Below are 23,992 nucleotides of genomic sequence, written 5' to 3' on the forward strand. Positions count from 1 at the left end.
GGCAGAAGAAGACAAGTAAAAGAAGCAGTAATACCAAAGGAGAAGATAATATCATCTCTAACGGTTCGGGTATTGTGGTAAATAAGGGACAGGCGGCGATTATTGTTGATAACGGAAAAATCGCCGAAGTTTGCGCGGAAGAAGGACACTTTACTTATGACCAGTCCAGTGAGCCAAGTATTTTTTATGGCGGTCTTGGTCAGGGTATCAAGGGAGCGCTTAAAAGTATTGAGGAACGTTTCAAATACGGCGGCATTCCCGGAAAAGATCAAAGAATATACTACTTTAACACAAAGGAAATAATGGGGAATAAATATGGCACACCAAATCCAATTCCCTATCTGATTGTCGATCCAAACATCAATTTGCGCCTGACCATAAGCCTTCGCGCTAACGGGGAATATTCCTTCCGCATGATAAACCCGGTTCTGTTCTACGCGAATGTCTGCGGCAATGTTGATGAACCGTACACAAGAGACAAGATTGACAGCCAGCTAAAGAGCGAAATTATTACAGTTCTGGGTCCGTCCTTGGGCAAACTTGGAAAGGGGTTGGAGTACCACGAGATTTCATTTCAAACTGAAAAATTGGCAGAGATACTCAACGAAGCTCTCAGCGCGAAATGGAGGGAAGGCAGGGGCATAGAAATTGTTAATTTTGGAATTACCTGCACCGCTTCGCCGGAAGATGAAACACGGATCAAACAACTGCAAACATCGGCAGTTATGCGCGACCCGACAATGGCCGCCGCGTCACTGGTAAACGCCCAGAGCGACGCAATGCGTACTGCCGCAGGAAATACAGGCGGAGCTATGGCTGGCTTCATGGGGATGGGAATGGCAGGCGCAGCGGGCGGCATGAACGCGCAAAATCTTTTCGCGATGGGACAGCAAAACGCGCCGCAACAACCGGCAGCTTCCGCGGCGGCGGGGTGGACCTGCTCATGCGGCCACGCTGGAAATACCGGCAAATTCTGCGCTGAGTGCGGAAAGCCCGCGCCCGCTCCGGCTTCAACATGGACTTGCTCTTGCGGACACGCAGGGAACACTGGTAAATTTTGCGCGGAGTGCGGAAAGCCCGCTCCTGCCGCCGAATGGGATTGCCCGTGCGGACAAAAAGGAAACACCGGCAAATTTTGCGCGGGGTGCGGAAAGCCCAGGCCCTAAGGCGGAATCATGGAAATAAAAGAATATAAATGCCCTAATTGCGGCGGAGCGGTTAAGTTTGACAGTTCATCGCAAAGTATGAAATGCCCGTTCTGCGACGCGGAATTCCAAGTCTCGACAATTGAGGAGTATCAGAAGCAATTACAGGTCGCTGAAAAGGACAATGTAAAATGGGACGGGAAAGAAACAGCGCAGGAATGGGAACAGAAAGAACTTGATGATCTTTCAACCGGTTCCTGTCCCTCGTGCGGGGCTGAGCTTTTGGGAGATAAAAATACAGCGTCAATGGTTTGTCCCAATTGCGGCAATACGCAAATTGTGTTAAGGCGGCTCACCGGTTTATTAAAACCGGAATACATCATCTCATTCAAACTGGACAAGAAGGTCGCGGTGGAAGCTTTAAAAAATTTCTACAAAGACAAGCGGCTTCTTCCCGACAGCTTCAAAGATGAAAACCGCGTCAACAGCATACAGGGCGTTTATCTTCCCTTCTGGCTTTTTGACGCAAACGCGCAGGGGCATGTTTGTTATAAAGGCGCAAAAACAAGAGTATGGAGCGACTCAAGATACGATTATACAAAAACTGATTATTATTCCATTGTGCGCGACGGCAGTTTGCAATTTAAAAAAATTCCTGTGGACGGTTCTGAAAAAATGGACGATGACTACATGGACGCCATAGAACCTTTCGACTATACCCAGATGACAGGTTTTGAGACAGCGTATTTGTCGGGTTATTTGACTGAGAAATACGATGTGGACGCGGAGAAAAGCAAGGAAAGAGCGGTCAAGAGAATCAAAGGGTCTGTGGAAGTGGAGTTTGCCCGATCTGTTATAGGGTATGAGTCTGTTACTACTCAAAGCTCTACAGTCAGCGTAGAACAGGGCAAGGTGAGTTACAGCCTGTTTCCGGTGTGGGTACTCAATACCAAGTATAAAAATGAAAATTATATGTTTTTAATGAACGGACAGTCGGGGCGCCTTGTAGGAAAACTGCCGGCAGATCGCGGCAAGTACTGGAAATACTTGGCTTTGATTGCCGGTATCATCGGCGCAGTCTCAACATTTTTCATTCAAGCTTTGCGGATATTACTGTAGGAGTTTTTTATGAAAACAAAATTGATTAAACTTTTTTTGGCGGCCATGATTGTTTTTTTTGCCGTGCCAGTTTTTGCCCAAGAACGTGTTGTTGATAACGCCAATATTTTAAGCTCGTGGGAAAAAGATAATTTAAAAGCATTAATTTCTTCAATCTCATCAATGTATAATTTTGATCTTGTAATTGTTACAGAAAATGATATTGGCGCGGCCAGCCCAATGGCTTACGCGGATGATTTTTTTGATTATAAAGGTTACGGTCTTGGACAGGATCGGGATGGCTGTCTTTTTCTATTGGTAACGGGAAGCCGTGACTACTGGTTCAGCACATCGGGTAGAGGTATAAAGTTATATACCTCCACAGCGATACAAAAACTGAAAGACGACATTGTGAAATTGCTAAAAAAAGGCAGCTATTACGACGCGTTTCAGGCGTTTCTGAATGATTCAAAGGAATTTCTCGCGCTTAACGCAAGAGGCGGCAGGACATACAACTTCTTTCACAGATGGAATTATGTTTCAGTATTAGTCGCGTGGCTTGCATCCCTGCTTATAGGCTTTATGGTTGTGCAATCATGGAAAAGGAAAATGAATACCGCGCTTCCGCAAACTCAGGCTGCCGCCTATGTGGTTCCGGGAAGCCTCGCGTTTAACGTGAAAACGGAAACTTTCTTGTACAGCATAGTCAGTAAAACTGCCCGTGATGACGATGATTCCCGCGGAGGAGGTTCCCATACCGGTTCTTCCGGAAGGAGTCATGGCGGCGGCGGCGGCAGATACTGATACAAAAGCTAAAAGCTTTAAGCCACCGCATACTTTGTTTCTATTTTTTTATTACACTTTTTTATTCCCATATATAATTGAAGCTTGCTTATAACTTCTTCAAAATTCAACGGTTTGCCAATGTGGCTGTCCATCCCGGCATCAAGACATTTTTCAATATCCTCTTTAAAAACATCTGCGGTCATTGCAACAATAGGAATTTGCTGGCGCAAATTCCTATTGTTGCTTCGAGTTTTGCCTTCGGCAAAACTCGAGCACTGTGATTCTATCGGAAACTCCATGCAATTTGTTTTACCCCCGAAAAAACTCACACAGGCTTTGCGTTGTTCCGCCTCAATAGCGCGGATACGCCGTGTCGCTTCGTAGCCGTCCATTTCCGGCATCTGTATATCCATGAAAATCATATCGTACTTATACTTGGCTTCCGTAAACATGCGTACCGCTTCTATTCCGTTCTCAGCGCAGTCTATCTCCAGCTTTGTCGGCTCAAGCAGGGTTTGGACAATTTCGCGGTTAATTTCCACATCTTCAACTAACAGTATGCGCCGCCCGGCAAATATGCCCGCTATATCCGCAGCTTTTAATTTATCCGCCTGTTGTTTATCCGCGCCGAGACATTCATTCGCGCTTCGTTTCAACTGAACGGTAAAAGTAAAAGTTGAACCTTTTCCCAGTTCTGATTCAATCCATATTGACCCGCCCATCATTTCCACTATGTTTTTGGAAATGGCAAGCCCCAGCCCCGTGCCTCCGTATTTTCTGCTTGTGTTTGATTCAGCCTGTTCAAATGATTTGAAAAGTTTTGCCTGTTGTTCGGGGCTTATGCCGATTCCGCTGTCGCTTACCGAAACTTGCAGATTACAAATGCTGTTTTCTTCTCCTACAATGTGCACGTCAAGGGCTATGGAACCTTTTTCCGGCGTGAATTTATTCGCATTCCCAAGCAAGTTGGTAATTACCTGCGCTATCCGCTGGTCGTCCCCAATGAGCGCGCGGGGAATGGAACTGTCAATATGAACGGTGAATATTTGATGTTTTTCGTCTATACGGAAATTTATGACATTTACTATCCGCCGCAGCATTTTCTCAAGATCAAATTCCGTCTCAGAGAGTTCAAATTTATTGGCTTCGATTTTTGACATGTCCAGAATATTGTTAATAACGCCAAGCAGATGGTTTGACGCGTCTTCTATTTTAGAAAGACAATAATCTTTGCGAACTAAATCAGAAGCGGACTTTCCTATTGTAGTCATGCCGATTATCGCGTTCATTGGCGTGCGTATCTCGTGGCTCATGTTTGCAAGGAACGCGCTCTTATGCCTGTTCTCCGTATCAGATTTGTTTTTTGCCGCGTCAACTTGAATTAAAATTAAAATCAATACTGCCGCCAGCGATATGCCCAATACGCTGAGTGTCAGCGCCATATTGTTTAGGCTTTGATAATATACATTTTTTGGCTCCAAAAGGCCTAAATGCCATCCATTGGAAAGAGTACGGAAAAAAGCGATAATCATTTCGCCTTTCCAGTTATTATACGCGGCTTCTGAAATTTTTCCCGTGGTTAATAAATCAATAACCAAATGCGATGAGGATATTATCGGATCGTACATTTTCATTCCAACAAAATTTGGGTTAATATGGCCGATTATTGTTAAATCATTACCTACCAATACTCCGTAGCTTTTGTCTTTTGCAAAAGCGGTATTGGCGACTTTTTCCCCGATATGGCCTGCCCGTATATCAATGGCGACGACTCCTATACAGTTACCGTCGTTGTCAAAAATAGAACGGGAGTATGAAAAAACAAGTTCGCCTGTAACTACATCCTTATACGGTTCTGTTTCCGCGACAATGCCGCCGGCCTCAAGAGCGGCTTTGTACCAGGGACGCTCAGGCGGATTCCAATCATCGGGCGGTTGCCAGCCAATGCCGTTAAAAAAGAACGGGCCTTCCGGAGATTTTTCAAAATAGCCGAAAGGACCGTTAGTGCTGAAAGTGTCATTGTTTTTTGAAATTAAATGGTTTGATATATCCTCATTATAAGCGGTCAATTTTTTCGCATTATAGCCTTGCCGCGTTAAGTTTTGTACGGATTGTGCAAAATCATCCAGTATTGTGCGTGATTCCCGCAGATTAGAATTAATTTGCGCTTCCACAAAGTCAAGTACGCTGTCCGCGTTGCGTAACAGATTAGTGCGAACGATTCTGCCTGTAAAGATGCAGCTTAAAACAACCATTGCAATAAAGGCAAAGACTGTAAAAAGCAATTGTATGTATAGGGGGCGTTTCGGCAAAAATTTTGCCATTATTTTTTTCATAATCAACCCCCTATACGATATTTCCGTTTAGTTAAGCCACCTTAAAGCGCGATACTTCCCTCATTAAAGACTCAATGCTTTCGCGGTTTTTAATGCATATCTCATTGACATGGTGCACTGCCACATTTACCTGATCCGCGCCTGACGCCATCTCATTCATGCCGCCGGTTATTTCCTGCGTTACTACTTCAAGATTGCGGCTTTCATTCATTACTTCCTTGCTGCCTTCAAGCATTTCCTGGCTGCCGCCCTTTACCTGCCGGGTAATTTCGTTTACATTGCTTACGCCGTCAAGTATCTGCCTGCTCCCCTCGCCCTGCTCTTCCATAGCGTTGCGGATATTATCCTCTTGTTCCACTACCGTCTTAACGCTTGAATCAATAGATTGAAACTTGTTAAGCACGTTTCCTGTGGAGTCTGTAATTTTGTTGATTGATCCAATAATTTTTTTCAAAACAGTGCTGATTGTTTTAGACTGCTCGCTGGAACTCTCCGCCAATTTACGGATTTCATCGGCGACTACGGCAAAACCTCTGCCCGCTTCTCCAGCGTGAGCCGCTTCTATCGCCGCGTTCATCGATAGCAGATTAGTCTGGCTGGCGATGTTTTTAATTACAGCGTTAATTTTCAGTAAGTCTTCAGATTCGCGGGCTACTTCTTGAATATCAGCCGCCACTTCCTGCAATCCGTTTCTGCCTATTTCGGAGGCTTCTTTTAAAGTGTTTACATTATCAGCGTTCTTAACCAGCGTTTCAGTTACCGAATTAACATTGGCTACCATCTGTTCAATGGCGGACGACGCCTGGCTAATATTACTGCTCTGGTCTTCCACATTGCCGTTAAGTTTGTTGATATTGGTAATAACCTGTTCCATTGTGGCGGTGGTTTGGGTAACGCTGGCGGACTGGTCAATAACGCGGCCCTTGATACTCTGGATATTGGCGTTAATTTGATTAATTGCCGAGGCGGTCTCGGTCATGTTGCTGGCAAGGTCATCGCCTATCTCTGTCAAACCGGTTGCCTCATTCTTAATATGGATAATCATATTTTTAATTTTTTCCAGCGTCTTGTTAAAGTGCAGGGCAAGGTCGCCTATCTCGTCTTTGGAATTGACGGTTATAACCCGCGTTAAATCGCCTTCGCCTTCGGAAATATCTTTAAGAGTTTCCGATACCTTAACGATTGGTTTGGTAGTTCTGCTTAAAACAAAATATATAAGCGCCGTCGCTATAAGAATGGCTATTGCCGCCAAAATAATGACGAAATTTCTCATCGTGTTGACATCTTTTAAGATGTAATCTTCAGTTGAGCCGATCATTACCGACCATGTTGTCGGAGAAGCCGCAAGTGGAATTGGAGCTATGCTCATATACATGGTTGTTTTCATTTCGGGATCGTAACTGGAAACTTCGTATTCTTCCGCGTTTCTAATAGCAGTGGCGACTTGGTTTAGTTTATTGCCGTATTGCGTTTCCACCTCAACTAACTGCCCTCCTATCATCTGCGGCAGGTAATTTGCCAAAACAAAACCTGTGTTGGTGTAAATCGCCATACTGGCAACTTCTTCAAAATCATTGATAGCCTTCTCTACCTGAGGTTGTATCAGAGCAATATTAAACTGACAGCCGATGACTCCGACTGATTCATTAAGACGCTCATTAATAATGGGAACCATGATTCTTATACACCATGTGTCTTTTCCCTGCATCTTAATGACGGCGGGGTCGGACATTTCAACTAATTTGCTATTGGTTCCTGAAAGATGCGCCATTGCCTGCGGAACAACGAGGCAGGTTATAGCTTTTATATCTCCGGTTTCCCTTGTCAGCGCAAAAGCGAATTGTCCTGTTTCAGTTGAGCCCGCTCTGCCTATATTACGCGCGTCCATGCCGTCAATAGCGTCCGGCTTCCAGACTGTAAATATTCTGATAAAATCGGGCATGTCCTTAAAAACAGACATCATCGTATTTTCATATTCCTGTCGCCGCGCTTCAGGCGCGATATTTTCATAAAAGTCCATAACATTCGATAATGTTTGTAACACTTTTATATAACCGTCTATTTTACCGTCCCATTCCTTGGCGTACTCACGCGCCATATACATGGTTTTATGTTGGGATAAATTCAAGGCGATGTTGGACGCCTGCCGCAGAAGGAGTATGGCAACTCCCGTTACAATGACCGTAACAATGGCAATAATTAAAATACTCAGTTTAATTTTGATTTTCATTTTCTTTCCCCTTTTTAAGCCGCGACAGCGGCATGTATCCGATCTAACCGGATAGCTTTAATTAATATTGAAGTTTTAGGTAAAGCAGTTTCATCGCTCCGCGACGCGGCGGCGATTTTTCATTTTTTTAGTTACAGATGTTATGTATTTTTTATAAGTAAACGACCCTTTAAAACTTCAGTTTTTAAGGTTTTATTATTCTATAAGAGCTCTTACTTTTAATATCATAAAAATTACCATCCAAGGCAAGGAAATTCGTTCCGCCACTGGTACTATATTTTAATTAGTTTTAGCTTTTTTGCAGTATATTTCTAATAAAAAGTAATTTATTTCCATAAATTTAAAAGAATACGCCTAAGGCGATAATTTTCTATTTTATTGTTAATTTTACTTTTAAATGGTATAATGCCATAATGAGCCGAAAAAATGCTCTCAATGGCAAAGAAGCCTAATAAATTCCAAGCTTAAATTAGAAGCGGAGGCGGTATAAATTTTATACTCTTGGAATTCAGCAATCGTAAATATTTAAGGAGAAAAAAATGAAACTCAAATTTAGACTGAGTCTGATGGTTATCGCCATTGTGGCGATTGTAGCGTCGAGCATTGCCATAATACTATTACGGCAGGCTTCCGCAAGTACCCTTTCCTTGAGCCTTAAGGAGCTTGAATATATCGCGAAAGATCAAGCCACGTACCTGAAAGGCAGGGAAGACGGCTATATTCGCGCGCTGAAAACATTGGCGAATATCATGGGTGATTTTGATACTGTACAAGCTGAAGATCGGCGGAACAGGTATGACGATATGCTGCGCTCTACCTTGATTGCGGAACCAAATTTTGCGCAGTTGGGTTCTGTCTGGAAAGCAAACGCCATTGACGGCATGGACAGCCGTTTCACAGGCCGTCCCGGCTCGACCGCCACAGGGCAGTACGCAATGGTATGGGGCAGAAACGCCGATCAGATAGTAGTTGCGTCCGACGCTAAAATCCAAGATACCATAGCCTATATTTCAGGCCCCAACGCGAGTAAAGAACGCGTGGAGAATCCCATTCCTTTTACGGTAAACGGAAAAGCCACTTATGCGGTCAGAATGGGAGTTCCCATTGTTAATCACCGTAACAATGAAGTTGTCGGTACCGTATTCTGTATGTTGTCAGTAGATCCATTACAGCCATTCCTTGTAGATACAATAAAAACTCATGAAGAAATCGCTTTGATGGTTATATATTCGGGCGATGGGACAATTATGGCGCATTTTATTCCCGAGCGTATAGGTAAAAACACGATTGATGTCGATGTTGAAGTCGGCGCTAACCAGACGCCGCTTTTAAATTCAATAAAAGAAGGAAAGATGTTTTCCGGCTCCGCTTATGATCCAACCATAAAAACATTTGTATACTTTAAGATGTTGCCTTGTAAAATCAGTGATTCAGATATGAGTTGGGGGGTATTGGTAGGAACCGCTGAAATAATAATATTAAAGGAAGTCAACACAATTACCCGATTCACAATTATTTTGACGGCGATAGCAGTTGTTTTAGCGGCTTTAATTGTGTACTTTGTTTTGAACAGCACTATAAAACCAATCGTCAATGTAGCCAACACTCTCAAGGACATTTCCGAAGGCGAAGGCGATTTAACGCGAAGCATAACCGTCAGTTCCAAAGACGAAATCGGCGACCTTGCCCTGTACTTCAACAAAACCATTGAAAAAATTAAAAACATGATTGTTGTCATCAAGAATGAAGCGGCGGGACTGAACAGCATTGGCAATGATCTTGCCAGCAACATGACTGAAACAGCGGCGGCGATAAACCAAATCACCGCCAATATTCAGAGCATCAAAGGGCGCGTGATCAACCAGTCCGCCAGCGTAACCGAAACAAACGCGACTATGGAACAGGTTATCACGAACATCAACAAACTCAACGGCCAAGTTGAAAATCAGGCTGAAACAATAACAAAACGATCCGCCTTTATTCAGACAATGGTAAACAACATCAATTCGGTAAATCAGACTCTGCTTAAAAATATGGAAAATGTTAAAACCTTAAAGGAAGCCTCCGAAGTCGGCCACGGCGGATTGCAGGAAGTGGCTACGGACATTCAGGAAATAGCAAAAGAATCCGAAGGGCTTATGGAGATTAACTCGGTAATGGAAAATATCGCAAGCCAAACAAATCTGCTTTCGATGAACGCGGCTATTGAGGCGGCGCACGCCGGAGACGCCGGCAAGGGCTTTGCCGTAGTCGCCGATGAAATACGCAAACTAGCGGAGAGTTCCAGCGAACAGTCCAAGACTATCGGGAATGTTTTAAAGAAGATAAAATCTTCAATGGACAAAATAACCGTATCCACAGAGACCGTCCTAGCCAGATTTAAATCAATTGACTCGGGCGTAAATACAGTGGCTGAGCAGGAAGAAGTTATTCGTAAGGCAATGGAGGAGCAAGGCGAGGGCAGCAAACAGCTTCTTCAAGGTACCAGCAATTTGAACGCGATTACCCAGCAGGTAAAGAGCGGTTCTGAAGAGATGCTCGTGGGCAGCAAGGAAGTAATTAATGAGAGCCACAACCTTGAAAAGATAACGCAGGAGATCACTGGCGGCATGAATGAGATGGCAACAGGCGCGGATCAGGTAAATTTATCGGTAAACCATGTCAACGATATAAGCGCCAGGAACCGCGAAGGCATAGACAAATTAATGCGGGAAGTTTCGCGCTTTAAGGTGTCGTAAAATTACATTTTAAAATTATATTTTAAGAATAATTTAAAGGAGGTTTTTATGAAAATTCATCAACCGGGAGAATTAATTGAGGACGCAAATGTGGCGTTGCAAATGCTCAAGGAAGGAAATGAGCGTTATTTAAAAGGGGCGCTTATCCCTAAGACCAGCTATAGCGCCGATAGGGAAGTTTTAAACAGCGGGCAAAAACCTTTTGCCGTGATTTTAACTTGCGCCGATTCACGGGCCGCGCCTGAAATTTTCTTTGATCAGAAATTAGGGGACATTTTTGTTATCCGCAATGCCGGTAATGTCGCCGACAAAACGGCTCTTGGCAGTATTGAATACGCGGTTGAACATCTTAAAAGCAAACTGGTCGTCGTCTGCGGACACGGCAAATGCGGCGCGGTAACTGCTGCATGTTCGGGCGGGGAACTTCCGCCAAACATCAAACATATTGTAGATCACATCATGCCCGCCGTGAAAAAAGGCGGCGACATAGACAAGGTTGTTCATACCCATGTTGCGGAAATGCTTGAGCAAGTTAAAGCGGACGAGATTGTCAAACGTTTGGGAGTTAAGGTTGTAGGCGCCTACTATGACATTCACAGCGGCGCGGTAGAGTGGCTTTAAGATAACAGACTTTAAGTGAGTTATAGATTAGTATTTTCCACGCGCATTTTTCAGCGTAAAAAAAGCCCCGTCATAGAACATTGTCCTACGGCGGGGCTTTTTTTACGCTTCTTTAACATTACGCTACTTTAAAGCGTGAAACTTCCTGCAATAAGTGTAAAATACTCTCGCGATTTTTCGCGCATATGTCATTTACATGATTTACCGCCACATTCACCTGATTCGCGCCTGATGCCATTTCATTCATGCCGCCTGTGATTTCTTGAGTAACAATTTCAAGGTTATGGCTTTCATTCATTACTTCTTTGCTTTCATCAAGCATGTCCTCACTGCCGCCTTTTACCTGATTGGTAATTTCATTTACATTGCTCACGCCGTTAAGTATTTGTTTGCTGCCTTCGCCCTGTTCTTCCATCGCGCCGCGGATATTCTCTACCTGCTCAGCCACCGTCTTGACGCTTGAGTCAATCGCCTCAAACTCGGAAAGCACATGTTCCGTGGATTTTGTTATTTTATTGATTGATACCATAATTTTCTTTAAAACATCGCTGATTGTTTTTGATTGTGCGCTGGAATTTTCCGCTAATTTACGGATTTCATCGGCGACAACGGCAAAACCTCTGCCCGAATCTCCCGCATGAGCCGCTTCTATCGCCGCGTTCATCGACAGCAGGTTGGTCTGGCTTGCGATATTTTTCATTACAGAATTAATTTTTAACAGGTCTTCAGATTCAAGGGCTACTTCATGAATATTAGCCGCTACTTCTTGCAATCCGTTGCGTCCCACTTCCGAAGCTTCTTCCAGCGTCTTTACATTTTCCGCGTTATTAACCAGCGTCTTTGTTACCGAATTAATATTCGCTACCATTTCCTCAATCGCGGACGACGCCTGGGAAATATTGCAGCTCTGGTCTGCAACATGCTCATTGAGTTTGTTGATATTGGTTATAACCTGTCCTATGGTAGAGTTGGTTTGGGTAACGCTGGCGCTCTGATTAATAACGCGCTCTTTGATGTTCTGAATATTGGCTGTAATTTGATTAACCGCCGAGGCGGTTTCTGTCATGTTGCTGGCAAGGTCGTTGCCTATATTGGACAATCCATCCGCTTCTTTCTTGATGTTTACAATGAGATTTTTTATCTTCTCCAAAGTCTTGTTAAAGTACAGGGCAAGGTCGCCTATTTCATCGTTGGATTTGACGGAAATAGTCCGGGTAAGGTCTCCTTCGCCTTCGGAAATGTCTTTAAGGGTGTCAGCTACTTTAGAGATTGGTTTGGTAATGTTACTAAGAGAGAAAAACACAATTACCGCGGTAACCGCGACGGCTATAACCGCTATAATAACGGTAAATCTGGTTATCGCGTTTACCTCTTTTAGCGCGTATGATTCTGTGGTTCCTACCAATACCGACCATGTTGTGTCTGAATCGCCGATTTGGCACGACTGCATTTTAAAGTATACGTTTGTTTTTAAGGTTGGATCATAAGTGTTGCCCGAGAAAGTTTTCCCTTCGTTTATTGCCTTTAAAAGCGCCGGTTGGTTAGCGCCGACTTCAACATCAACGTCAATCGTATTTTTGCCTATGCGGTCGGGAATAAAATGCCCCATTATAAACCCATTGCCCGAATATATAACCATTAAGGCGATTTCATCGTAATTTTTTATGGTGTTTTCAACTAACGGCTGTAACGCGTCTATTGTTATCAGGCAGGTTACGGTTCCCACTACTTCGCTGGTGCGCGGATTAATGATAGGGGCGCCCATACTGATTGTATATGTGTCTATTCCGTTTACCCTGAGCGGAACAGGATGCTCCACCCGCTCCTTGTACGCGTCAGGGCCACTAATATGAGCCATGATTTCTTCAACGTTAATGTTTTGCGTAACCTCAATTTTGCCGGTATCCCTGCCCCATGTCATCGCGTACTGGCCTGTGGCTGTCGAGCCGGGGCGGCCTATAAAACTATCGTCCATGCCGTCTAACGCGTTTGGTTTCCAGACGGAAGATATACGGACAAAGTTGGGTTGTGAATCGAGCGTGGAGCGCAGCATATCGTCAAAGCGGTCGCGCCGCTCTTTTACGGGAATTGATTTATAATCACCCATAATACCCGCTAATGCTTGCACCGTCTTTAGATAGCTTGATTCCCTGCCTTGTATGTATGCGGCCTGATTATTGGCGACATACTGAAGCCCTTGGAGGCTCAATGAAAGGCTGATGTCGGAAGCCTTCTGTAACAGCAGTACGGCAATGCCCCCCGCTACGATAGTCACAATTGCGATCACCAGAATACTCAGTTTGAATTTGATTTTCATTTTTTCGCTCCTTTTTAAGCCGCGACAGCGGCGTGTTATCCGACACAGCCGGATAACATTAATCAATGACTGAAGTTCGAATAATGTTGTTTCATCGTTCCGCAACACGGATACGATTTTTTTTTGTGATAAATATTTATGTAATTGTTAAGTTTGTTTACTTTTTAAACTTCGGTTTAAGAGACTTTTATAATTTGATAAAAGCTCTTACTATTAAAATCATAAAAATAACAATAAAAGGCAAGGAAATTCATTCAATTTTTTAGACTTTTAGGAATATTTTTGTTATAATCATTGATAAGGAAAACTATATGGATTCTGGCATAAAAAATAAACTTCTTTTTCCACGTAAGGACGCTTCTGTTTTTATGAGAGTAGAAGAAATTAAAGCGGCTGATGAGTATTGCAAGGCTTATATCTCTTTTCTTAATGCCGCGAAAACTGAAAGGGAAACGGTAAGCGCCGCCATAACCTTGGCCGAGAAAGAAGGTTTTATTCCCTGGAAAAAAGGAATGAAAATAAAAAGCGGCGATAAATTCTATCTTAGCCGCCGTGGAAAAGCCGCTGTTTTTTGTACCATCGGCAAAAAAAGTTTTTCTCAGGGCATTTCTATTATCGCTTCCCATGTAGACTCCCCTCGCCTTGATCTAAAAATGCAGCCGCTCTATGAAGACTCACGTTTAGCTTTTTTTGACACCCATTATTATGGTGACATTAAACCTTATCAGTGGACTGGCATTCCCCTTGCTATTCACGGTTTTTTTATCCTTAAAGACGGACAGGAGCTTAACATAAAAATCGGCGAAGAGCGTGATGATCCGCGTTTCTTTATTGCGGATCTTCTTCCTCATCTTGGGGAAGAACAGATGAAGAAAACAGTAAAAGACGCGGTTGTGGCGGAAAGCCTTGATATTCTCGCGGGACTCAATTCAGCGCCGGGCGAAAGCGGAGCGGGAGCGGTGAAACTCAATATACTCAAGCTCCTGTATGAAAAATACGGTATTACCGAAAAAGATTTTGTGTCGGCGGAGATTTCCGCAGTTCCGGCATTTCCCGCTTCGGATATTGGGCTTGACAGGAGCATGGTAGGCGCCTATGGCCAGGACGATAAGGCCTGCGCTTACCCCGCTCTTACCGCGTTCCTTTCCGTAAATGAGCCTGAATATACATCGTGTCTGGTTCTCGCCGACAAAGAAGAAACCGGCTCTTTTGGGATTAGCGGAATGAAGTCGTCTTTTTTCCCCAACTTTATCAATGAACTTGTTGAGGCCGCGGGAGAGTCCGGGAGCGAAGTTTTTTCAAATTCGTTTTGCGTTTCCGCTGATGTTAATACCTGCTGGTATCCTCTTTATAAAGAAGTTTTTGACGAGTATGGAGAGGCAAGGCTAAATCATGGCGTTGTGCTTTTCCGCTATTGGGGCGAAAAGGGGAAAGAAAACACAAACGACGCTGATGCCCAAACTGTTGCGGCGCTTATTAAAATTTTAGATGAAGCTGATATAATCTGGCAAACGGGAGAAGGTGGAAAGGTTGATGCCGGATACAGCGGGACTTTATCGCGGTTTTTCGCAAACCTTGACATTCCCGCTGTTGATCTCGGCGTACCGCTCCTTTCAATGCACTCTCCGTTTGAGGGAGCCGCAAAAGCCGACATATATATGGCGCATCGGGCTTTTACGGCTTTCTTTAAAAGAAATTAATTAACGGCGCGGACGTTCTGTACGGGAAGCACCCACAGCCACGATGGAGAAACGGCAAGCCCGGTATATTTTTTGTTTAAGACGCTCTGCCGTGAGGTGTAATCAAATACGATATAGGGAACGTCGTTTACAATAATATCCATCATCTTTGACTGAATATCAAAACGCTTGGCGGAATCCACAGTAGTTCTCTGGGCTTCGATCATCGCGTCAACAACAGGATTGATGTAAGCAGCCGCGTTGTATCCGTCTTCACCGGCCTGGCTTTCCGCGAACATGATTTCAATATTGCCGTTAAGATCGGGATAATCCGCTTCCCATCCGCCGATGAGCATATCGTAATCACGTTTGCCGTTGGCGTCCAGAACGCCGCCCATTTGGTAGGTGTCCTGCTCGTCGCCTGACATCTTCTTAATATTTACGGTGATGTTAAGCGCTTTTAGAGACTCTTGAATGTACAGCGCCCTCTGATTGGCAAGAGAATTTTCGCTTACAATAAGATCGCATGTAAAACCATTTGGATACGCTGACTTGGCAAGATGCTGTTTCGCGGCGGCTAAATCGTAAGTGTAGCCTTGAGTATTATTTAAATACTGCTGCCATTTGGCGGCGTTATCGCCGTAAAGCGCCTGGCCGAAAGGCAGAATTGTTCCCGCTTTTCCCGCGTTTTTAATAATGCGTTTTTGGAATTCAGAAATGTCCATTGCCCGTGAAATTGCTTTGCGTACATTTATATCGTTCATTGGCGCCCGCTGCGTATTAAACGCCACGTATGTAAGGCTGAAGGAGTCCACGCTTGTAAAGTTAAGATTCTGGTCCGCGCTTAGCTTGTCCAACATATCCTGCGGCAGGTTGGCGCAGAAATCAGCGTTTCCGCTCTGGAGCGCGATTACCCTCGTGGTGTCCTCCGGAATAATTTTGAAAATCAGAGTGTCAATAATATTGGCAGCTAATTTTTCCTTGTTCCAGTAGTTTTTATTTTTCTTTAATACTATTTCCTGCCCGCTGATCCATTTCTCGTAAACAAAGGGACCTGTCGCGACAATGCCTCCAGCCGCAGTTCCAAAATCATTGGCGTGCTTCTGGTAATAAGCTTTGCTGATTATCCGTCCCGCGCCGATTGCCGGAACATACTTGAACACCGCCGAAGGCTGGCTAAGCTTAATAGTGAACTGCCAGCCGTCAACGGAAAAATTCTCAACATCGTTAAAGAAATCGGAAAAGTAAGTTCCGCCATCGGGGTCTTTTGATCTTTCAAAAGAAAATAACACGTCATCCATTGTCATTTTGCTTCCGTCAGAAAAAACAATATCATCCCTGACATTGTAGACGTATGTTAATTCGTCAGGCTGGCTCCAGCTTTTCGCCAGTTCCGGAATAATATTGTTATTGGCGTCAAAAGTTACCAGCCCTTCGGTGATCTGATTTGTAACCTGATTGGTAACATAGTTCCATGCCACTCCCGCGTCCACCGCCCTGATGTCTTCGCTCAGAGCCACGGTAAAAGTAACGCCCTTGGATTTTGATTTGGAACATCCGGTAAAACTCAAGCTGGCAATGACCAACAACGTTATGACGATAAAAAACAATTTCTTCATTATAACACCTCCTAAATTTGATTGTTATTAAAAATCATATTAGTTTATTTTTAAAAAAAGATCAATATGCCGCCCAGAACCGACAACGGCATTCAAAAGGTATAAATCCCTCGCTTGTCGCCTTTCCCTTTTGTGTTAATATAATCCGTATGAGCCATAAAATGCCAAAAAGGTGTCAATACGTCGTATGTTTTTTTGGCAGAGTAATGTAAAAATTTTCTTCGGAGTATTTATTCAACAAATGAGCAAATTAAATCTATTACTTCGTCAAGTAAATCATCGGTAAGGGATTCTTTGTATGATGGATTTCTGGCATTTATATCCAAACATTTTACCTGTTAGCACATGATTTCACCAGTTGTTTTTGTTCTGTCATCCAACAAAATGTGCATTGGGAAATTGCTTATTGTATTCGTTATTGGACAAACCATCGCCAGTTTAGTCCGCACATAAAATTGATTATTGCTCACAACTACACAAGGACGCCTTCCTTTTTGTTCGTGCCCTGCTTGCGGATCAAAATCAATAACAATGATGTCGCCTTGCTTTGGCTGATACGCCATTACCAAACCTCCAGACCAACAGGTTTTCCAGTATCAGCCTCGGTACACTGATAATCGCCTGTATACCCTTCAAAACGTTCCGCAAGGCTTTTTATCGCACGGCGTTTCCGTGTCGCTTTTCTAATGACTATAGAACCGTTTTTCGCCGTTATGTCAATTTGGTCATTTTCTTGCAGAAATAATTCCTTTAGAAAAATTTCTGGCAAGCAAACTGCCTGAGCGTTTTCCAATTTTTGAATTGTCGCCAACATATAAACCTCTCTTGCGGGCTTGCGCCTCAAAGTTTAATGATAGGGAAACCGATATTTCCCATCGCCATTATACCATTTTTCACGGCTTTTTGAAACTTCTCCCCCTATCCTCTACACGCAGTCTGCCCTGCATGTACTACTCTGTTACTGGTGCATGTCCTTGATAGGAAGGCAACATGGGGCTGTCCAAGAAGTAAGAAAATAACCACGGAGTACACAGAGTACACGGAGGAAGAAAAGATTTTCGTACAAAAACTCTGTGTTCTCCGTGTCCTCTGTGGTTTTAAAATTCTTCTTGGGACAGTCCCCATTTTACCCAAATTAGCCTGAATATTGCTTGAAAATGTTATCCAATAAATTTATTACGTTATTTTTAATATCATCAGATAAGTGGTTAAGCATTGTTTGGTGGGCAGGTACTTCTTTCCTTATAAAGAGTTCAAAAACCTCAATCTCAAGAACTTTTGCTAATTTTGCCACTGTTTCAGCTTTAGGGTATTTGGTTCCACGTTCAATGCTACTTAGGAAAATGACCGAAATATTCGCTTTTTCGGCTAAAACCGCTTGGGTTAATCCCTTCCGCAAGCGGAAAAATTTGATATTTTCCCCTAAAACGGCTTTTACAGCCTTTCCATCCATGTATCATACCCCTAAAACCACCTTTATACAATAAAAAAGAAAAGTCGCTATAGACAAAAATCTAGTAGATATATAAACTATTTCTATGTGGAATATAAGAAAAATATATCTTTTTTCCGCATATACCGCCCTTTTGGGGCTGTAAAATGTCGAGCGGACATTAAGCGCAAAAGGAGTTTTCTATGAAAAAAGCAATGAAACTGTTCGTAATCGCCCTTATCGCGGTAATCGGGTTTTCAATGGCGGCTTGCGTTTTAGGCGACATCACCTACCCCGTAACCGTCATCAGCGGAAGCGGAAGCGGCAGTTATGCGGCAGGCGCAACCGTAAGCATTAGCGCAACAGCGTCATCGGGGCAAACATTTACAAGCTGGACGGTCAATTCAGGCAACACAACATTGGCAAACGCAAGCAGCGCAAGCACCACATTCACCATGCCTGCAAGTGCGGTAATGGTTACAGCAAACTTTACAAGTGGCGGCAATAACAACACAACAACCTACACCGTAACCGTCAATGGCGGAAGCGGAAGCGGCAGTTATGCGGCAGGCGCAACCGTAAGCATTACCGCAATAGTGCCCTCGGGGCAGACATTCTCATACTGGACAGTCAATTCAGGCAACACAACATTGGCAAACGCAAGCAGCGCAAGCACCACATTCACCATGCCTGCAAGTGCGGTAATGGTTACAGCAAACTTTACAAGTGGCGGCAATAACAACACAACAACCTACACCGTAACCGTCAATGGCGGAAGAGGAAGCGGCAGTTATGCGGCAGGCGCAACCGTAAGCATTAGCGCAATAGTGCCCTCGGGGCAGACATTCTCATACTGGACAGTCAATTCAGGCAACACAACATTGGCAAGCGCAACCAGCGCAAGCACCACATTTACCATGCCTGCAAGTGCGGTAACCGTTACGGCAAATTTTACAGGCGGAAGCAACAACAACAATACAACCTTTAACAGCATTGACGCCATGAAAACATGGTTAGCAGCGCAACCAGACAATACCATCGACACGCCATATACCGTTAAGTTGAACGTGGCCAATCTCGGCGGCAATGCCACCGCTACTGGAAGCGTTGGAAGAGCGCTGAGAGACAACCCCACAAAATACGTCATCCTTGACCTTTCCGGCAGTACTTTTACCAGTATTGTGAATGCCGCTTTTGGAGCATATTCTGCATCTAACAGATGTCTCACGCTTGTCGGCGTAATCTTACCAAACAGCATTATCACTATTGAGCAATACGGTTTTAACGGTACCAACCTTAAACAAGTAACCATACCCAGCAGTGTTACCAGTATTGGTGTGGACGCTTTTAGCGATTGCAACCTCCTTACCAGCGTAACCATTCAAAGCGGCAGCATTGGAAATGAGGCTTTTCAAAATTGCAAGGGCCTTACCAGCGTAACCATAGGAAGCGGCGTTCCCAGCATTGGGAATTATGCTTTTCAGGGTTGCACCCTCCTTAACAACGTAACCATAGGAACCGGCGTTACCGCCATTGGGACTAACGCTTTCAGTGGTTGTACCGGTCTTGAGAGCGTAACCTTTGCCTCCACCAGTAAAGTTTCCAGCATTGGGAATTACGCTTTTAACGGTTGCACCAGCCTTACCAGCGTAATCATACCGAATAGCGTTACCAGCATTGGGAATTACGCTTTTTACGGTTGCACCAGCCTTGCCAGCGTAACCATAGGAAGCAGCGTTAATGACATTGGAAGCTCCGCTTTTAACGGTTGTACCAGTCTTGCGAGTGTAACATTTGGAAAAGCAGGTCTTATTTTTGGCAGTCTTGCATTTATTAACTCTGCTAACACGACAAATTTGCAGAATCAGTACAATAGCGGGGGTGTAGGGACGTATACGAGAAGCGGCACTGCGTGGACAAAACAGTAGGAAGAAGCAGATACTTGGTAGTGGTTTGAGAAAACCGCAAGTAAGGAAGTGTCCGAGAAGTAAGAAATAACCACGGAGTACTGTTGTCCGTTGGACAGCTAGGAGTTACACGGAGGAAAGAAGATTTTCGTACAAAAACTCCGTGTAACTCCGTGTCCTCCGTGGTTAAAAAAAATGTGACTGTCACCTATTTTAAAGGAGGATTTATGAGCGCTAAAATTACAAAGGGGGGGTCTTCCTCGGTTATGAGAACTATCGACTTTGTGATCGCATCCATCATTATGTGCATTCCGGTTGTCGGCCTGGTCGTCTATATTATTTGGGCGTGCGGCGGCTGTGAAAACCTCAACAGGCGAAATTTCGCTCGGGCAATGCTGATTCTTTTGGCTGTCGGCCTGGTTCTCAGCCTTTTGTCCTACTTCGCAGTCAACAAGGTTATTGGCGCCGCGTTAGGCGGAGGCGGGTTTCAAGGCTTGTTTGGCATACTGAAACAATTCGGTGGAAGGTAGAGAGACACGCAATTGTAGCAACTATTGTTTTTTCATTGAAACCGGGAAGAGGAAGTGGTAAAATAGGAAACATAATCGCTTTAAGCGATCAGCAGGATCTATAAAAATAAACGGCGGTAAAGCCGCAAAGGAGTATTTTATGAACAACATGAAATCAAATTTGCTAAAATTGCGAAGCATTTTGGCAATTATCGCCATTACAGCGTTAATTGGATTCTTTATGACGGCGTGCAACTCCATGCCACAAGGGGCGGAAGAATCAAAATTGGCCCCTGACGCTTCCAGCGCGGTTATCTATTTTATTCAGCCGCCTGTGTCGAGCGGCGCTGGCGACATAGTTATTTGGGACGGAGAAAATCCAATTGGAAAAATATATGGGGGATTATATAGAAATGTCGCCTATAAGGCAAAACCCGGCACTCATTATTTTATGGCGAACAGATTCAACTGGAGCAGTTTGAAACTTGATGTAAAAGCGAATAATGCCTATTACATAAAACTTAATTGGACGCCAAATCCTATACCGTATTCAAACGCCTTTGTCATTTTGGAATTACTGTCGCGGCAGGAAGGGCAAGAGATGTTAAAGAAAAACGAAAATAATATTGCTTTTACCGAAGACTGGCGTAAGGAATTTAAAAGCAGCCTGTCTAAAGATGAATTAGCTGAATTGCGTGACAACTTGAATAGCGCTAGAAAGAAATAAGCACTGGCTACGCCGGATTGCAGCGTACCCAGTGTTCAGGTGAGACTTCACGAAGTTCAGGCAAGACTTCAGCGCATTGAGGTCTCGCTTGCGGACAGCGCGGGGCAAAAGGACAGCCATTAATAACAGCCTGCGGGTTCGGTGTTTCCCCGTAAACGGGCGTAGTCTTTTCTTCGGAAGAATCCTTAAAAACATCAAGCCGTGGGGCGCTTGCCCTGAGGGATAGGGTATAGGGATGAAGGGCATTATGTGACAATTCAGAGGCGGAAACAAGCTCCATTATTTTGCCCAGATACATTACCGCTACCCTATCGCAGAAGTACTCTACAACGGTCATGTCGTGGGAAATAAAAATCATCGCCATTGAACGGCTTGCGCGAAGATCATCAAGCAGATTGAGAAGCTGGGCTTGAACTGACACGTCAAGGGCGGACAGGGGTTCATCGGCAATTAGCAGGGAAGGTTCTCCGATGATAGCCCTCGCGATGGCAAGGCGTTGAAGCTGCCCGCCTGAAAGCTCGCGCGGCCAGCGGTTAAGCATGTCGCCTGAAAGGCCAATGTCGCGTAACAATCGGTTTATTTTTTCACTGCTATCAAGATAATTCATGCCGTAATAAAAGCATACTTCCATAAGAGCGTCGCCAATGCGAATCTTAGGATTAAAAGAAGAAAAAGGATTCTGAAAAACCATCTGCATCGCTCTGCGTTTTGGGCGTAAAGCGCTCCGGTTGATGCCGGTTATTTCCTCGCCGCCGAAATACACCTGTCCTGAATCCGGTTCAATCAAACGCAGAATAAGCCGGCCCAGCGTAGACTTGCCGCAGCCGGATTCTCCGACAATCCCCAATATTTCATTTTTCCGCACCTGAAAAGATACCCCGTCTACCGCCCGAATCCGCCGTCCGTTGCTCAACGCAAAATGTTTTTTTAAATTGATGATTTCTAACATTATATGTCTCCCAAGTGGTGACAGCACACCAATCTTCCTTCGCCAATATCCGTGGCCGCAGGCATTACAACGCAGGCTTTATCGGAATCAAGGCAGCGTGGGACAAAAGGACAACCCTTGAGGGGAGCGTAGAGTCTTGGAGGAGAACCGGAAATTACCGGAAGTTTTGTTTTTTGTTTTCCGGCGGTATTTGCTCGTGGTATACAGTTGATCAACGCGTGAGTGTAAGGATGGGCGGCGGATTTAATAAGGCTTCTTGCCGGAGCGGTCTCGACAATGCGTCCGGCGTACATTACCGACGCCCTATCGCAGTTTTCAGTAACCAAGGCGAAGTTATGCGTAATAAGCAACACCGTAAGAGAAAGTTCTTTTTGCAAACTTTTAAGAATAGCCAGCACTTGCGCCTGAATTGTAAGGTCAAGTGCGGTAGTAGGCTCGTCGGCGATTAGCAGTTCAGGGTTACAGCTTATTGCCTGAGCGATCATTACCCGCTGCTGCATTCCGCCGGAAAGTTCAAAGGGATACTGTTTTGCAGTATCAGGGTGAAGACCCACTTTTTCCAAAAGCTCAGCGGTACGCCGGCGCAGTTCCGCGCGATCTAAATCCAAATGATTCGTCATGGCTTCCTCAATCTGGCTGCCAACAGTCTCCAGCGGCGAAAGTGAATTGAGCGGGTCTTGGAAAATCATAGAAATACGTTTTCCCCTGATAGAACGCATTTCCCTTTCCGATAAAGTTAAAAGATTTTTTCCGTTAAAGCGGATAACCCCTCTCATGCGGGTATGCTTTTTATCAACAAGTCCAAGAATAGCGCGGGATGTTACGCTTTTCCCACAGCCTGACTCCCCGACAAGGCCGTGAATTTCTCCGCGCTTTAATTGCAAATTCACTCCGCTTAAAGCGTACACGATCCCTTCAATGGTAAGGAAATCGCAGGAAAGGTTCTCTATGGAGAGGCAATCAGTTTCCATTAACTTCACTCCCTATGACGCCTCTGCGTTTTTCAATTTTCTCAAAAGAAGGAAGAACCCTCCCCTGTGGATCGAGATACTGTGTTATGCAGTCGCTGAAAATATTCAGGCTTATTACAGTAATGACAATGGCGGCTCCGGGAGCGAGGGCAAGGAGCGGGCTAATGAGCAGGAAATTTCTGCCCTCCTGCAACATGGCTCCCCAGTCGGCGGTGGGGGGGCTTACCCCAAGACCGATAAAACTTAACGCGGCAAGATCGAGAATCGCATAAGCAAGATCAAGGGTAAGCTGTACCAGCATGGTATAAACGCAGTTAGGTAAAATATGGCGGAACAAAATGTACGGTCGTGAAAAGCCAATCGACTCCGCGGCCTCCACATAGGTTTTATTTTTTTCAACTAAAGTGAGCGATCTGATCAGGCGGGTAATCATCGGCACATAGATAATTCCCAGCGCCGCCACCGCGCTTGTAATGCCGCGCCCCATAGCGGTAACAAAGAGGAATGCAAGGAGCAATGAGGGGAATGACAGCAGCACATCACAACAACGGCACACGACGGAATCAAATTTACCGCCATAAAATCCCGAGAATAGCCCCAGCGGCGCGCCTATGACGACTGAAAGAATTACCACCCCCAAAGCGGAAATCAGCGTAACCCTGCCGCCGAATAAAAGCCGTGAAAAAAGATCCCTGCCCATTTTATCCGCACCCAACAAATGTTTAGCAGACGGCGGCGCAAGTGAAGCGGTCAAATCCTGTTCGGACTCGCCGTAAGGCGCTAAAATCGGGGCAAGTATGCAACAAAAAATAATAAGGAAAAGTAGAATCCCTGAAACTAAAAATGGCAGCGTAAAAAAAGTTCCCTCTGTTTTTTTTCCGCTATTGGAGAAAAATTTTCTGGGGAGCAAAGATATATGTTTGTTCAT

The 23,992-nt window shown here is 44.5% G+C and carries 19 protein-coding genes; 9 read left to right on the forward strand and 10 right to left on the reverse strand.

What is annotated here, in order from left to right; genetic code table 11:
- The 3 genes from ACYVRA_RS00005 to ACYVRA_RS00015 all read left to right on the forward strand — a co-directional run.
- On the forward strand, positions 1–1,166 hold a 1,166-nt coding region (locus tag ACYVRA_RS00005), incomplete at its 5' end, for an SPFH domain-containing protein (RefSeq protein WP_461250689.1).
- Positions 1,167–1,175: 9 nt separating this feature from the next.
- Positions 1,176–2,264, forward strand: coding sequence for a TFIIB-type zinc ribbon-containing protein (locus ACYVRA_RS00010; protein ID WP_461250690.1), 1,089 nt, complete (start codon positions 1,176–1,178; stop codon positions 2,262–2,264).
- 9 nt (positions 2,265–2,273) lie between these two features.
- Positions 2,274–3,047 (forward strand): TPM domain-containing protein, encoded by a 774-nt coding sequence (locus tag ACYVRA_RS00015; protein ID WP_461250691.1) that lies wholly within the window; start codon positions 2,274–2,276, stop codon positions 3,045–3,047.
- A 17-nt stretch (positions 3,048–3,064) separates the two neighbouring features.
- Here the strand turns inward: ACYVRA_RS00015 and ACYVRA_RS00020 are convergent, their stop codons facing one another.
- Both ACYVRA_RS00020 and ACYVRA_RS00025 read right to left on the reverse strand, forming a co-directional pair.
- Positions 3,065–5,365 carry a hybrid sensor histidine kinase/response regulator gene (locus ACYVRA_RS00020; protein WP_461250692.1) on the reverse strand — a complete coding sequence of 767 codons (2,301 nt, stop codon included), beginning with the start codon at positions 5,363–5,365 and terminating at the stop codon, positions 3,065–3,067.
- A gap of 31 nt (positions 5,366–5,396) precedes the next feature.
- Complete coding sequence (locus tag ACYVRA_RS00025; protein ID WP_461250693.1) at positions 5,397–7,595, reverse strand: methyl-accepting chemotaxis protein; 2,199 nt, start codon at positions 7,593–7,595, stop codon at positions 5,397–5,399.
- Positions 7,596–8,134: 539 nt separating this feature from the next.
- Here ACYVRA_RS00025 and ACYVRA_RS00030 point away from each other — a divergent pair.
- Together ACYVRA_RS00030 and ACYVRA_RS00035 are read left to right on the forward strand one after the other, a co-directional pair.
- Positions 8,135–10,333 carry a methyl-accepting chemotaxis protein gene (locus ACYVRA_RS00030; RefSeq protein ID WP_461250694.1) on the forward strand — a complete coding sequence of 733 codons (2,199 nt, stop codon included), beginning with the start codon at positions 8,135–8,137 and terminating at the stop codon, positions 10,331–10,333.
- A gap of 48 nt (positions 10,334–10,381) precedes the next feature.
- Entirely contained in the window at positions 10,382–10,954 is a 573-nt protein-coding gene (locus ACYVRA_RS00035; RefSeq protein WP_461250695.1) for a carbonic anhydrase, read from the forward strand.
- Positions 10,955–11,072: 118 nt separating this feature from the next.
- Here the strand turns inward: ACYVRA_RS00035 and ACYVRA_RS00040 are convergent, their stop codons facing one another.
- Positions 11,073–13,271: a methyl-accepting chemotaxis protein gene (locus ACYVRA_RS00040; RefSeq protein ID WP_461250696.1), complete on the reverse strand. Its 2,199-nt coding sequence runs from the start codon at positions 13,269–13,271 to the stop codon at positions 11,073–11,075.
- A gap of 311 nt (positions 13,272–13,582) precedes the next feature.
- On the opposite strand from ACYVRA_RS00040, the gene ACYVRA_RS00045 reads away from it, so the two are divergent.
- Positions 13,583–14,971 (forward strand): aminopeptidase, encoded by a 1,389-nt coding sequence (locus tag ACYVRA_RS00045; RefSeq protein WP_461250697.1) that lies wholly within the window; start codon positions 13,583–13,585, stop codon positions 14,969–14,971.
- Here ACYVRA_RS00045 and ACYVRA_RS00050 read toward each other — a convergent pair.
- The 4 genes from ACYVRA_RS00050 to ACYVRA_RS00065 all read right to left on the reverse strand — a co-directional run bounded on the left by ACYVRA_RS00050 (position 14,968) and on the right by ACYVRA_RS00065 (position 18,022).
- The gene (locus tag ACYVRA_RS00050; RefSeq protein ID WP_461250698.1) at positions 14,968–16,569 is read right to left on the reverse strand and encodes an ABC transporter substrate-binding protein; all 1,602 of its coding nucleotides are present in this window, start codon (positions 16,567–16,569) and stop codon (positions 14,968–14,970) included. The genes ACYVRA_RS00045 and ACYVRA_RS00050 overlap by 4 nt on opposite strands.
- A 338-nt stretch (positions 16,570–16,907) precedes the next feature.
- Entirely contained in the window at positions 16,908–17,132 is a 225-nt protein-coding gene (locus ACYVRA_RS00055) for a type II toxin-antitoxin system PemK/MazF family toxin (RefSeq protein WP_461250699.1), read from the reverse strand.
- The gene (locus ACYVRA_RS00060) at positions 17,132–17,383 is read right to left on the reverse strand and encodes an AbrB/MazE/SpoVT family DNA-binding domain-containing protein (protein WP_461250700.1); all 252 of its coding nucleotides are present in this window, start codon (positions 17,381–17,383) and stop codon (positions 17,132–17,134) included. The genes ACYVRA_RS00055 and ACYVRA_RS00060 overlap by 1 nt, the downstream gene beginning before the upstream one ends.
- Before the next feature lie 321 nt (positions 17,384–17,704).
- Positions 17,705–18,022, reverse strand: coding sequence for a helix-turn-helix domain-containing protein (locus ACYVRA_RS00065; RefSeq protein WP_461250701.1), 318 nt, complete (start codon positions 18,020–18,022; stop codon positions 17,705–17,707).
- Positions 18,023–18,204: 182 nt separating this feature from the next.
- On the opposite strand from ACYVRA_RS00065, the gene ACYVRA_RS00070 reads away from it, so the two are divergent.
- The 3 genes from ACYVRA_RS00070 (at position 18,205) to ACYVRA_RS00080 (ending at position 21,144) form a co-directional block, all read left to right on the forward strand.
- Positions 18,205–19,929, forward strand: a complete 1,725-nt coding sequence (locus ACYVRA_RS00070) for a leucine-rich repeat domain-containing protein (RefSeq protein ID WP_461250702.1) — start codon at positions 18,205–18,207, stop codon at positions 19,927–19,929.
- A 206-nt stretch (positions 19,930–20,135) separates the two neighbouring features.
- Positions 20,136–20,438, forward strand: a complete 303-nt coding sequence (locus tag ACYVRA_RS00075; protein WP_461250703.1) for a hypothetical protein — start codon at positions 20,136–20,138, stop codon at positions 20,436–20,438.
- A 139-nt stretch (positions 20,439–20,577) separates the two neighbouring features.
- A complete protein-coding gene (locus ACYVRA_RS00080) occupies positions 20,578–21,144 on the forward strand; it encodes a hypothetical protein (RefSeq protein WP_461250704.1) in 567 nt (188 codons plus the stop codon).
- A 7-nt stretch (positions 21,145–21,151) separates the two neighbouring features.
- Here the strand turns inward: ACYVRA_RS00080 and ACYVRA_RS00085 are convergent, their stop codons facing one another.
- From ACYVRA_RS00085 to ACYVRA_RS00095, 3 genes are read right to left on the reverse strand one after another with little or no spacing between them, the layout of a single operon-like run.
- Positions 21,152–22,093, reverse strand: coding sequence for an oligopeptide/dipeptide ABC transporter ATP-binding protein (locus ACYVRA_RS00085; protein WP_461250705.1), 942 nt, complete (start codon positions 22,091–22,093; stop codon positions 21,152–21,154).
- Complete coding sequence (locus ACYVRA_RS00090) at positions 22,093–23,064, reverse strand: ABC transporter ATP-binding protein (protein ID WP_461250706.1); 972 nt, start codon at positions 23,062–23,064, stop codon at positions 22,093–22,095. The genes ACYVRA_RS00085 and ACYVRA_RS00090 overlap by 1 nt, the downstream gene beginning before the upstream one ends.
- The gene (locus ACYVRA_RS00095; protein ID WP_461250707.1) at positions 23,054–23,992 is read right to left on the reverse strand and encodes an ABC transporter permease; all 939 of its coding nucleotides are present in this window, start codon (positions 23,990–23,992) and stop codon (positions 23,054–23,056) included. The genes ACYVRA_RS00090 and ACYVRA_RS00095 overlap by 11 nt, the downstream gene beginning before the upstream one ends.

Source organism: Treponema sp. R8-4-B8 (assembly GCF_054786175.1).

Excerpts from the sequence above, each read along its gene's own strand:
- ACYVRA_RS00010 (WP_461250690.1), top strand. The coding sequence starts at position 1,176 with ATGGAAATAAAAGAATATAAATGCCCTAATTGCGGCGGAGCGGTTAAG.
- ACYVRA_RS00015 (WP_461250691.1), top strand. The coding sequence starts at position 2,274 with ATGAAAACAAAATTGATTAAACTTTTTTTGGCGGCCATGATTGTTTTT.
- ACYVRA_RS00020 (WP_461250692.1), bottom strand. The coding sequence starts at position 5,365 with ATGAAAAAAATAATGGCAAAATTTTTGCCGAAACGCCCCCTATACATA.
- ACYVRA_RS00025 (WP_461250693.1), bottom strand. The coding sequence starts at position 7,595 with ATGAAAATCAAAATTAAACTGAGTATTTTAATTATTGCCATTGTTACG.
- ACYVRA_RS00030 (WP_461250694.1), top strand. The coding sequence starts at position 8,135 with ATGAAACTCAAATTTAGACTGAGTCTGATGGTTATCGCCATTGTGGCG.
- ACYVRA_RS00035 (WP_461250695.1), top strand. The coding sequence starts at position 10,382 with ATGAAAATTCATCAACCGGGAGAATTAATTGAGGACGCAAATGTGGCG.
- ACYVRA_RS00040 (WP_461250696.1), bottom strand. The coding sequence starts at position 13,271 with ATGAAAATCAAATTCAAACTGAGTATTCTGGTGATCGCAATTGTGACT.
- ACYVRA_RS00045 (WP_461250697.1), top strand. The coding sequence starts at position 13,583 with ATGGATTCTGGCATAAAAAATAAACTTCTTTTTCCACGTAAGGACGCT.
- ACYVRA_RS00050 (WP_461250698.1), bottom strand. The coding sequence starts at position 16,569 with ATGAAGAAATTGTTTTTTATCGTCATAACGTTGTTGGTCATTGCCAGC.
- ACYVRA_RS00055 (WP_461250699.1), bottom strand. The coding sequence starts at position 17,132 with ATGGCGTATCAGCCAAAGCAAGGCGACATCATTGTTATTGATTTTGAT.
- ACYVRA_RS00060 (WP_461250700.1), bottom strand. The coding sequence starts at position 17,383 with ATGTTGGCGACAATTCAAAAATTGGAAAACGCTCAGGCAGTTTGCTTG.
- ACYVRA_RS00065 (WP_461250701.1), bottom strand. The coding sequence starts at position 18,022 with ATGGATGGAAAGGCTGTAAAAGCCGTTTTAGGGGAAAATATCAAATTT.
- ACYVRA_RS00070 (WP_461250702.1), top strand. The coding sequence starts at position 18,205 with ATGAAAAAAGCAATGAAACTGTTCGTAATCGCCCTTATCGCGGTAATC.
- ACYVRA_RS00075 (WP_461250703.1), top strand. The coding sequence starts at position 20,136 with ATGAGCGCTAAAATTACAAAGGGGGGGTCTTCCTCGGTTATGAGAACT.
- ACYVRA_RS00080 (WP_461250704.1), top strand. The coding sequence starts at position 20,578 with ATGAACAACATGAAATCAAATTTGCTAAAATTGCGAAGCATTTTGGCA.
- ACYVRA_RS00085 (WP_461250705.1), bottom strand. The coding sequence starts at position 22,093 with ATGTTAGAAATCATCAATTTAAAAAAACATTTTGCGTTGAGCAACGGA.
- ACYVRA_RS00090 (WP_461250706.1), bottom strand. The coding sequence starts at position 23,064 with ATGGAAACTGATTGCCTCTCCATAGAGAACCTTTCCTGCGATTTCCTT.
- ACYVRA_RS00095 (WP_461250707.1), bottom strand. The coding sequence starts at position 23,992 with ATGAACAAACATATATCTTTGCTCCCCAGAAAATTTTTCTCCAATAGC.